This is a genomic window from Methylobacterium sp. WL69, assembly GCF_008039485.1.
Classification (GTDB): domain Bacteria; phylum Pseudomonadota; class Alphaproteobacteria; order Rhizobiales; family Beijerinckiaceae; genus Methylobacterium.
In genome coordinates this window covers 1-10,017 of the sequence record NZ_VRUZ01000125.1, presented here as the reverse complement: position 1 = coordinate 10,017, position 10,017 = coordinate 1, and the positions used below count along the sequence as shown (strand labels likewise).

The window sequence follows — 10,017 nt, the reverse complement described above, 5'->3', positions numbered from 1 at the left end:
GCTGCCGGCGGTGGAGGCCTTGCCGACATACTCGACCCGCACCTTCGACGTGCCGGCCCCCTTGAGCCTGACGCCGCCGCCCGTGCGGCTGGCGGGGCACGGGGCTGCCGGCCACAGGACCGGGGGACGGACCGAGGTCGCCGCCGTGCCGCAGCCCCTGACGCGCACCGCCGCCGCCTGGCCCGCCCCGGCGCCCACGAAGGGCGGGGGACACGCGGGCGCTTCGGCTCCGTCCGCGCTCCCGGCCAAGGCCGCCGCCTCTACCAAGGTCGCGTCCGTCAAGACCGCCGCAACCGTCGATCCGGCGAGGCCCGCAAAGGGCATCGCATCGGTGAAGGGCATCGTGCCGGTGAAGGGCATGGCACCGGTGAAAGTCCTGGCGCCGGGGAAGGTCCTGGCGACGGCCAGGGTGCCCGCGCCGGCAGCGCCGGTGAAGCTGGCCGCCAAGGCCGTCCCGGCTCCGGCGGGGAAGGGCGCCGCCGGCAAGACCGCGGTCGCCGCGGCCAAGCCGAACCCGGCGCGGGCGCGGGTCGCCGAGGCCCGATAGGATCAAGACTCCGTGTCCGTGTGCGGTGCGAAATGCCCTGGCGGGACCTGGATTTGGGTTCGATCTCTCCCCGAATACCTTGTATCGTCACGCTTGAACGGTGGCGGGAACGGTGATCCCGGACCGAGTGGTATGAGGCGAGTGATGCGCGCGACGATTCTCCACGCGACCCGGACCGCCCTGGTCTGCGGGGTGCTCGCCGCATCCGCCTGGGGCGCCCGCGCCCAGAGCTTCCAGACGGCCGCCCCCCACGCGATCCTCATCGATGCCGATTCCGGCTCGGTCCTGTTCGAGAAGGGCGCCGACGAGCTGTTCTCCCCGGCCAGCATGGCCAAGCTGATGACCACCGAGATCGTGTTCAACGAGATCCGGCAGGGCCGGCTCACCATGGAGTCGGAGTTCCAGATCACCGAGGACGCCTGGCGCCGGGGCGGGGCCGGGGGCGGCGGCTCGTCGATGTTCGCGCAGCTCAACAGCCGCATCAAGCTCACCGACCTCCTGCGCGGGCTCATCGTCCAGTCGGGCAACGACGCCGCCATCGCCATCGGCGAGGGCATCGCCGGCTCGGAGGAGAACTTCGGGCGGATGATGACGAACCGGGCGCGTGAGATCGGCCTGCAGCGCTCGACCTTCCGCAACGCCACCGGCTACTCGGCGCCCGACCAGAAGGTGACCGCGCGCGATCTCGCCAAGCTGGCACTCCACCTCATCGAGACCTATCCCGACCTGTACAAGATGTTCGCCGAGCGCGAATTCACCTGGAACAAGATCAAGCAGCAGAACCGCAACCCCCTGCTGGCCCTGGACATCGGCGCCGACGGGCTCAAGACCGGCTACCTCGAGGAATCCGGCTACGGCCTCACCGGCTCGGCGGTGCAGAACGGCCAGCGCCTGATCATGGTGGTGAGCGGCCTCAAGACCGCCCGCGACCGGGCGGCGGAATCGCGCAAGCTCGTGGAGTGGGGGTTCCGCGCCTTCGAGCCGCGCCAGGTCTTCGCCGCCGGCGAGACCGTGGCCGAGGCCTCGGTCTTCGGCGGCGCGCAGGGCAGCGTGCCCTTGGTGGCCAAGAAGCCCGTGCGGGTGCTGCTGCCGCGCGGCACCGGCGACCGGATCACCGCCCGGGCGGTCTATGACGGCCCCCTGGTGGCGCCCGTGGAGGAGGGCCGGGCGGTGGGCCGCCTGCGGATCATGCGCGGCGACACCCAGGCCCTCGACCAGCCGCTCTATGCCGGCGCCGCCGTGCCGGCCGGCTCGATCCCGCAGCGCGCCCTCGACGCGGCCCTGGAGGTCGGCACCGGCCTGTTCCGCCGCGCCTTCGACAAGGCCGGCGCCAAATCGTGACGGGCCCATCGTGACGGAGATCGCCGCCGGGGCGTTCATCACCTTCGAGGGCGGGGAGGGGGCCGGGAAATCCACCCAGGTCCAGCGCCTCGCCGCGCACCTGCGCGTCCGCACCAACCGCCCGGTGGTGGTGACCCGCGAGCCCGGCGGGTCGCCGAAGGCCGAGGCGATCCGCGACGCCCTGCTCGCCGGCATCGCCAAGCCGCACGGCCCCTTCGCCGAGGCCCTGCTTTTCTCCGCCGCCCGCATCGACCACCTCGACACCCTGATCCGTCCGGCCCTGGCCCGGGGCGAGACGGTGCTGTGCGACCGCTTCGCGGATTCGACCCGGGCCTACCAGGGTGCCGCCGGCGGCCTCGACCCCGAACTCGTGACCAGCCTGGAGCGCGTCGTCGTCGGCCCGACGCGCCCCGCCCTCACCCTGATCCTCGACCTCGACCCGGTGGTCGGCCTCGCCCGCGCCGCCGGGCGCTCGGACGGGGCGCCCGACCGCTTCGAGGCCGAGGCCCTCGATTTTCACGCGCGCCTGCGCGCCGCGTTCCGCGCCATCGCCGAGGCCGAGCCGGAGCGCTGCGCCCTCGTCGACGCGGGCGCCGCGCCGGACGCCGTGGCGGCGGAGATCCGGGCCATCGTCGCCGCGCGGCTGCCGACCCTTCTCAGGAAGGCGGGTGATGATGCGGCCTGAACGCCTGCCCGAGGATGTCGAGCCGGGCGACCTGCCCCACATCCCCCGCCCCCGCGAGCAGACCGGCCTCGTCGGCCATGCCGAGGCCGAGGCCGCCCTCGTCGCCGGGATCGCGTCGGGGCGCCTGCACCATGCCTGGCTCATCGGCGGCCCCCGCGGCATCGGCAAGGCGACGCTGGCCTACCGCATGGCGCGCTGGCTCATCGCCAATCCGGGTCTCGACGCCGTTCCCGAAACCCTCGCCGTCGATCCGGGCCATCCGGCGGCGCGGCAGGTCGCGGCCCTGTCGCATCCGAACCTCGTCGCCCTGCGCCGGACCCGCCCGCCCACGGCGAAAACCCTGGCGACGAAGATCTCCGTCGATGCGGCGCGGGGCGCCCTGGAGCTCTTCGGCTCCACCGGGGGGGCGGCCGGCTACCGCATCTGCATCGTCGACAGCGCCGAGGACCTCAACGCCAACAGCGCCAACGCCCTCCTGAAGATGGTGGAGGAGCCGCCGCCCCGCTGCCTGTTCCTCATCGTCAGCCACGCGCCGGGCCGGCTCCTGCCGACCATCCGCTCGCGCTGCCGTTCGCTGACCCTGCGGCCCCTCGCCGAGGCCGAGGTCGCCCGGGTGGTGGCGGGCTTTCCCCCGCCCTTCGTCCAGCCCGACGCGGACGCCCTCGCCCGCGCCGCCGCCCTGTCCGAGGGCTCGGTGGCGCAGGGGATGGCGATGCTCGACCCGGCGACCGCCAATCTGGTCACGGAAGTCGAGACCCTGCTCGCCCGCCTCGACCATCCGGACTGGCGCCGCATCCTTTCGCTCGCGGAAAAGCTCTCGGGGCGCGACTCCGACGCGCTGTTCGCCACGGGCCTCGACACGGTGTTCCGCTTCGTCTCGGCCGAGCTCGACCGCCGCGCCCACGAGGACCCGGCCCGCCTTGCGGCCCTGGTCGAGGTGTGTGACAAGATCGCCCGCGCCGCGCGGGAGGCCGCGATCTACAATCTCGACCGCCGGCCGCTGGTCCTGTCCCTGTTCGGAGACCTCGCCGGCGCCCTGCGCGCCGCGGCCTGAGCCGGACGGATTTTTTACGAGTCTTCGTCCTGTGATCCTTTTGAACCCTGTCTCCGGGGAACCTTCGACGTGACCGACCCGGCCTCCCCAAAAACCTTCGGCCTCACCACGGCGATCTCCTACCCCAACGGCGCGCCGCATATCGGCCACGCCTACGAGGTGATCGCCACGGACGCGTTCGCGCGCTTCAAGCGCCTCGACGGCTACGACGTGCTGTTCGCCACGGGCACCGACGAGCACGGCCTCAAGATCCAGCAGACCGCCGCCAAGGCGGGGATTTCCCCGCGCGAACTCGTCGACGACATGGCCGGCCGCTTCCGGGCCATGGCCGAGGCGTTCGACTGTTCCCACGACCGCTTCATCCGCACCACCGAGCCCGAACACTACGCGGCCGCCCAGGAGCTCTGGCGCCGGATGGAGGCCAACGGCGACCTCTACCTGTCGAAATACGCCGGCTGGTACTCCGTGCGCGACGAGGCCTACTACAACGAGGACGAGACCGAGCTCGGCCCCGACGGGGCGCGCCGCTCCCGCGAGACCGGCACGCCCGTGACCTGGATGGAGGAGGAGAATTTCCTGTTCCGCCTGTCCGCCTATGGCGACCGGCTGCTGGCGCTCTACGAGGCGCAGCCCGACTTCATCGGACCGGAAACGCGGCGCAACGAGGTGGCGAGCTTCGTGCGCTCCGGCCTCAAGGACTTTTCCGTCAGCCGCACCAACTTCGACTGGGGCGTGCCGGTGCCGGGGCATCCCGACCACGTCATGTACGTCTGGGTCGACGCCCTGACGAACTACCTCACCGTCACGGGCTTCCCCGACGAGACCGACCCGCGGAAACGATTCTGGCCGATGGACCTGCACGTCATCGGCAAGGACATCGTCCGCTTCCACGCCGTGTACTGGCCGGCCTTCCTCATGTCGGCCGGGCTGCCCCTGCCCAAGCGCGTCTTCGGCCACGGCTTCCTGCTGTCCAAGGGCGAGAAGATGTCGAAGTCGCTCGGCAACGTCGTCGACCCCATGGACCTGATCAGGACCTACGGCGTCGACGCCCTGCGCCACTTCGTCCTGCGCGAGGTGCCCTTCGGCGGCGACGGCAACTACAGCCACGAGGCCATCGTCACCCGCTACACGGCGGACCTCTCCAACGGCCTCGGCAACCTCGCCCAGCGCTCCCTCTCGATGATCGCCAAGAACCTTGGGGGGCTGGTCCCGGAGCACGGCGACCTCACCGAGGACGACCGGGCGCTCCTGGCCCTGGCCGACGCCCTGCCGGGGGCCGTGCGCGAGGCCATGGACCGGCTCGCGCCCCACACGGCGCTCGCCGAGATCTGGGCCGTGGTGACGGCCTCCGACCGCTACTTCGACGCCCAGAAGCCCTGGGTCCTGCGCAAGACCGACCCGGCGCGCATGGCGGCCTCCCTCTACGTGGTAGCCGAGACCCTGCGGGCCATCGCCATCCTGGTGCAGCCGTTCATGCCGGGCTCGGCGGGGAAGCTCCTCGACCTCCTGGCCGTGCCTGCGGACAGGCGCCGCCTCGCCGATGTGGGGGAGGGCGGCCGCCTCGTCCCCGGCACGCCGCTCCCCGCCCCCGCCGGGCTGTTCCCGCGCTTCGTCGAGCCGGAGGCCGGCATCGGCGCATGACCGGTCCTGTGCTATGGTCGGGCGATCCAGCGATGCCGGACGCACGATGAGCTACGAATCCCCGACCCCCGACAACAATCCCGTCCTGCGTCAGGTCCTGGGCTTGCGACGCGAGATGCACGAGATGACGGAGCGTCAGGCGCGCGCCATCGACCTCGTCAGCCGGCTCGGAGAGCGCATGGAACGTGGCTTCGACGATGTGCGTCGCGACGTGCGGGAGGTGAAATCGGATCTCATCCTCATGGAGAATCGCGTTCTGACGGCGCAGTCCGATATCCTCCGCATCGTCCGGCGCGCCGATGACGGGCCGGATTCCGACCACGACGCATCCCGTCAGCCCTGACGTCCAAATCAGCCCTGAAATCCGAGCGCGCGGCGTCAAGCGGCGACGCCGCTCGCCATGGGTCGAGATCGTCCCCGCCGCGCGAGCCAACAATGCTGGTCGACAGTCACTGCCACCTCGATTTCCCGAATTTTTCCGAGGATCTGCCCGGCGTCATCGCCCGTGCCAGGCAGGCGGGGGTGACCCGCATGGTCACCATCGCGACGCGGGTCGCGAAGGCGAAGACCTACGAGGCGATCTCGGAGGCGAACCCCGAGATCTGGCACACCATCGGCACCCACCCGGACGGGGCCGGGGACGAGCCCGAGGTGCCGACCGAGACGATCGTGGCCCTGAGCCGGCATCCGCGCTGCGTCGGCATCGGCGAATCCGGCCTCGACTTCCACTACGACGACGCCGCCCCCCAAGCCGTGCAGGAGCGCGTCTTTCGCCGCCACATCGCGGCGGCCCGCGAGACCGGCCTGCCCCTGGTGATCCATTCCCGCGATGCCGATGCCGCGATGGAGGCGATCCTCGTCGACGAGATGGGGCAGGGGGCCTTCACGGCGGTGCTGCACTGCTTCTCGTCGGGCGCGCGCCTCGCCGAAATCGGCGTCGAACTCGGGCTCTACGTCTCGTTCTCCGGCATCGTCACCTTCCGGCGCTCGCACGACCTGCGCGCCATCGCGCTGACGGTCCCGCGCGACCGCCTGCTGGTGGAGACCGACGCCCCGTTCCTGGCGCCCGAACCCCACCGGGGCCGCACCAACGAGCCGGCCTACACCGCCGACACGGCGCGGTCCCTCGCCGGGACCTTCGCGATGGAGTTCGCGGATTTCGCCGCCCTGACCACGGCCAACTTCCACCGCCTGTTCCACAAGGCGGTGGCCGGAACCGGGGAGGGCGAAGGGGAGGGCGAAGGCAAAGGCAAAGGCAAAGGGGAGGGGACGTGACAGGCCCCTGCCCCCTCCGATACCAACGGAGCCGGAGGGTGCGATGGGTTCCTTGACGTTGACGATCCTCGGCTGCGGCTCGTCCGGCGGCGTGCCCCGGGTCGCCTATGGCTGGGGCGCCTGCGATCCGGCCGAGGCGAAGAACCGGCGGCGGCGCTGCTCTCTCCTCGTGGAGCGCCAGGGGGAGGCCGGCCGCACCAGCGTCCTCGTCGACACCTCGCCGGATCTCCGCGACCAGCTCATCGGCGCCGGCGTGGAGCGCCTCGACGCGGTGCTGTTCACCCACGCCCATGCCGACCACACCCACGGCATCGACGACGTCCGGCCCCTGGTGCTCCACATGCGCCGGCGCATCCCGGTCTATGCCGACGCCCTCACCCGCGCCCTGCTGGAGCGGCGCTTCGGCTACTGCTTCGAGACGCCGCCGGGCAGCGAGTATCCGCCGATCCTCGACATGAACGACCTGTGTCCGGGCGAGGCGGTGCGGGTGGCGGGCGCGGGCGGCGCGGTGACGGCCCTGCCCTTCGCCATGGAGCACGGCAACGAGGCGGCCCTGGGGTTCCGGTTCGGCCCGGCGGCCTACGCCCCCGACGTGAGCCTGATGCCCATGGGCGCGCAGGCCCACCTGCACGGCCTCGACCTGCTCATCATCGACGCCCTGCGGGAGACGCCGCACCCGACGCATTACTCGGTCTCGGACGCGCTGGCCCTCATCGAGACGGTGCGGCCCCGCCGCGCCATCCTCACCAACCTCCACACCGACCTCGACTACGCCACCCTGGCGCGCAAGCTCCCGCCGCACGTGGTGCCGGCGTATGATGGGCTGAGCGTGACGCTGGATCTCTGACCGGCGGCGGGTCCGCGACGCCGGGGGGAGGGTGGATCAGGTCCGGGCCGGGGCCCCTCTTCAGTTCCGGGCCGGGGCCTCTTCCGGCAGGCCGGCCGCCACCAGGATCTGGGTCATGGCCGCCTTGGCGAGGTGGTTGTAGCCCGCGTCGGTCATGTGGAGGCCGTCGGGGCCGATCATCTGGGTCGGCGTCAGCAGGCCCTTGGCCACCCAGGCCCGCATCATCGCGTTGCGCCGGATCACCGGAACGCCGAGTTCGCCGGCCACGGCGTGCAGGGCGGTGCCGTAGAGCTCCGATCCGGCGGTGCCGGACAGGCGCTTGCACCATTGCTGGTCCATGAGGATCACCTCCGCCCCCGTGGCGCGGATCGCCAGGATGCCGGCGCGGGTCAGTTCGGCGAAGCGCTCCACGCTGACGCCGGTCATCGGATCGTTGCTGCCCGTCTGCCAGACCACGAGGTCTGGCTTCTCCGCGAGCACGTCGCGCTCGAGGCGCCGGGCCATGGCCTCGGCATCGTCGCCGCCCTTGCCCCGGTTGAGCACGGTGACGAACTGATGCTCCGAGCCGGACTTGTCGAGGCGCGACTCGAGATCTTCCTGCAACTGGGCCGGATAGGTCGAGCCCGGCGAGGTGGCGCCGATGCCCTCCGTCGAGGAGGAGCCGAACGCCACGATGCGGATGTCCGCGCCCTTGGCCACGAGTCCGGCGAGGCGCGGCAGGCGCGCCAGGGCGCGGGCGTGAAGCGCGGGGCGCGCCGCCGGGGGCGTCCGCACCGCCGCGGACGCGTCCAGTCCCGCATGATGCACCGCCGGGAGCGGCACCGGCTCGGACCGGGCCGGAGCACCGAGGGCCACGAGGGCGAGACCGAGGATCGGGACGAGGGGGAGGCGCGCTGAGATCGGCATCAGGTTCGCTTGGGTACAGGTATCCGGACACTCGACGCCTGGATCTGAACCCAGCGTGTATCATGTATTCTGAGCCGAGATTATGACGGAGGCGAGGGCGTTGCGCGGCGATTGTGCCACAGGCGGGCCGGAACGTCAGGGTTATGCGCGCAACCCGGCGGACAGGATGAATCCCGGGTTCATGCCGGCGGGTTCACGCGAGGAAGATCGGAAGGACGGCCGGAAACGGTTTCGAAGCCCCTTCGAAGCCCCCTGCCCCGGATTTTCGGGGTCATGGTTCCATAATATATCTTATGCGAATGGCTTCGGTGGGATCGGAGGTGGTGTCCGGCTATCCTTTGGGCACTGTGCCCGTCACGGTTCGGATACCGTTTTCGAGCGCGATTCGGGCGAACACCCTTGAAACGACCGCGCCAGTGGCAGACATCTATGGCGTGGGATTTCAGCGCGGTCACGTTCGAGTTCAGGAGCGATGGCGTTTCCGAGGACGCCGTCGTGACCGTGCGGATTTCGACCCCGGGCGGTGCGTTGCACCTGATGGCCGAAGCGGAGGAAATCTCGGAGGGGCGCGGGTTGCGTCTTCACGGCGTGCACATGCACGCGGACAACGGCAGGAACACCCTCGGTTTGTCCAACCTGCGCCAACTTGCCCTGTGGGCCCTCAAGGAGACGGGCTACGATGAAATCGTCATTGAAGGCGCGGCTCGGACGTCTGGGGCCAATCCGGGACGTATCCCGGGTGTCCTCCGGTTCGCCCGCGATCCTGTCCCTGAGCCCGAGCCAGGGGCCGGAGAAGGTCGAGGCCGTTCAGGCGACCCTGGCCCTGGCGGGGCGGGGCCTGAGCTTGCTGCGCGCCAAGCGGGTGATCGAGGAGATGCTGGATAAGGGCCGCGCCGTCGTGGAGGTCCCGCTCGTCGAGGACGAGGACGCCCTGGCGCGGGATCTGGCCGAGGCCGGATGCGCCGCCGCACGCCTGGGGCCGGCGCAGATGGATGTCCGCGCCCTGCGCGACAGGCTCGGGGTGACCCAGGAGCAGTTCGCCCACCGCTACGGCCTCGAGGTCGATGCGGTCCGGAATTGGGAGACCGGGCGGCGCCGGCCGGATGCGGCCGCCCTCGCCTATCTCGGCGTGATCGCCCGCCTGCCCGAACAGGTCAGCATGGCCCTGGAGCGATCGCTGGTGCCGGCGGGGGCGGTGGCCAGGGAAGCCGGACGCCTCCGCGCGCGCACCGTCGGCGTCATGGAGCTTCTCCATCCGGAGCGCGTCGCCGAGAACCGGCGGCTCGTCAACAGCATCCCCGAGGCACGCTTGGGCGACGTTCTGCGTGCCGCCGAGACCGCGGTGGCGGAGCGCATCGAGGCGGCGGCGGCCGAACGTGGAGCGCTGCCCCGCGCGCCAGTCTGAACCAGTGAGCAACATCCTCCCCCTGCCCTACACCCCGCCCTACGACAGGCCGGCGCTGTGCGACGACCTCGCCGCCCGCGCCATCCCGGGCGTGGAGGCGATCACGCGGCTCGCCTATCGCCGGACCGTCGGCCTCTTCGGACGGCACGGCCACGCGGCCGATCCGCACCTGGCCCGCCTCGTGGCGGCCCGGCCGGGCCTTGCGGGTGCCGGCGCGCACCCGACGCCCTCCCGGCGGGCGACCTCGCCCTCCTGCGCGCCCTCGACGACGGGGGCGGGCGCCCGAGCGCCGCCGGCCTGGCGGCGCGGTCGCGGC

10 protein-coding genes and 1 pseudogene are annotated in these 10,017 nt (G+C 71.6%); 10 read left to right on the top strand and 1 reads right to left on the bottom strand.

Annotation, left to right across the window (positions count from 1 at the left end; all coding sequences use genetic code 11):
- The 8 genes and pseudogenes from FV218_RS20710 to FV218_RS20675 form a co-directional block, all read left to right on the top strand.
- Positions 1-547, top strand: a pseudogene (locus FV218_RS20710) (hypothetical protein); the annotation flags it as partial.
- Between the two features lie 144 nt (positions 548-691).
- Positions 692-1,888: a D-alanyl-D-alanine carboxypeptidase family protein gene (locus tag FV218_RS20705; protein ID WP_147711374.1), complete on the top strand. Its 1,197-nt coding sequence runs from the start codon at positions 692-694 to the stop codon at positions 1,886-1,888.
- A gap of 10 nt (positions 1,889-1,898) precedes the next feature.
- Complete coding sequence (tmk, locus tag FV218_RS20700; protein WP_246685215.1) at positions 1,899-2,573, top strand: dTMP kinase; 675 nt, start codon at positions 1,899-1,901, stop codon at positions 2,571-2,573.
- A complete protein-coding gene (locus FV218_RS20695; RefSeq protein WP_147711377.1) occupies positions 2,563-3,627 on the top strand; it encodes a DNA polymerase III subunit delta' in 1,065 nt (354 codons plus the stop codon). Before tmk ends, FV218_RS20695 begins: the two co-directional genes overlap by 11 nt.
- A 69-nt stretch (positions 3,628-3,696) precedes the next feature.
- On the top strand, positions 3,697-5,268 hold the full coding sequence (metG, locus tag FV218_RS20690) for a methionine--tRNA ligase (protein WP_056096281.1): 1,572 nt from the start codon (positions 3,697-3,699) through the stop codon (positions 5,266-5,268).
- Between the two features lie 46 nt (positions 5,269-5,314).
- Positions 5,315-5,611 carry a hypothetical protein gene (locus tag FV218_RS20685; RefSeq protein WP_147711372.1) on the top strand — a complete coding sequence of 99 codons (297 nt, stop codon included), beginning with the start codon at positions 5,315-5,317 and terminating at the stop codon, positions 5,609-5,611.
- A 92-nt stretch (positions 5,612-5,703) separates the two neighbouring features.
- A complete protein-coding gene (locus FV218_RS20680) occupies positions 5,704-6,543 on the top strand; it encodes a TatD family hydrolase (RefSeq protein ID WP_147711371.1) in 840 nt (279 codons plus the stop codon).
- A 43-nt stretch (positions 6,544-6,586) separates the two neighbouring features.
- On the top strand, positions 6,587-7,390 hold the full coding sequence (locus FV218_RS20675; protein ID WP_056096290.1) for an MBL fold metallo-hydrolase: 804 nt from the start codon (positions 6,587-6,589) through the stop codon (positions 7,388-7,390).
- Positions 7,391-7,450: 60 nt separating this feature from the next.
- Here the strand turns inward: FV218_RS20675 and FV218_RS20670 are convergent, their stop codons facing one another.
- Entirely contained in the window at positions 7,451-8,296 is an 846-nt protein-coding gene (locus FV218_RS20670) for an SGNH/GDSL hydrolase family protein (protein ID WP_147711370.1), read from the bottom strand.
- 739 nt (positions 8,297-9,035) lie between these two features.
- Between FV218_RS20670 and FV218_RS20665 the strand changes: the two genes are divergently transcribed.
- Together FV218_RS20665 and FV218_RS23315 are read left to right on the top strand one after the other, a co-directional pair.
- A complete protein-coding gene (locus tag FV218_RS20665; protein ID WP_246685214.1) occupies positions 9,036-9,701 on the top strand; it encodes a helix-turn-helix domain-containing protein in 666 nt (221 codons plus the stop codon).
- Between the two features lie 4 nt (positions 9,702-9,705).
- Positions 9,706-10,017 (top strand): AlkA N-terminal domain-containing protein (locus tag FV218_RS23315; protein WP_281407885.1); only part of this gene is annotated, 312 nt, incomplete at its 3' end.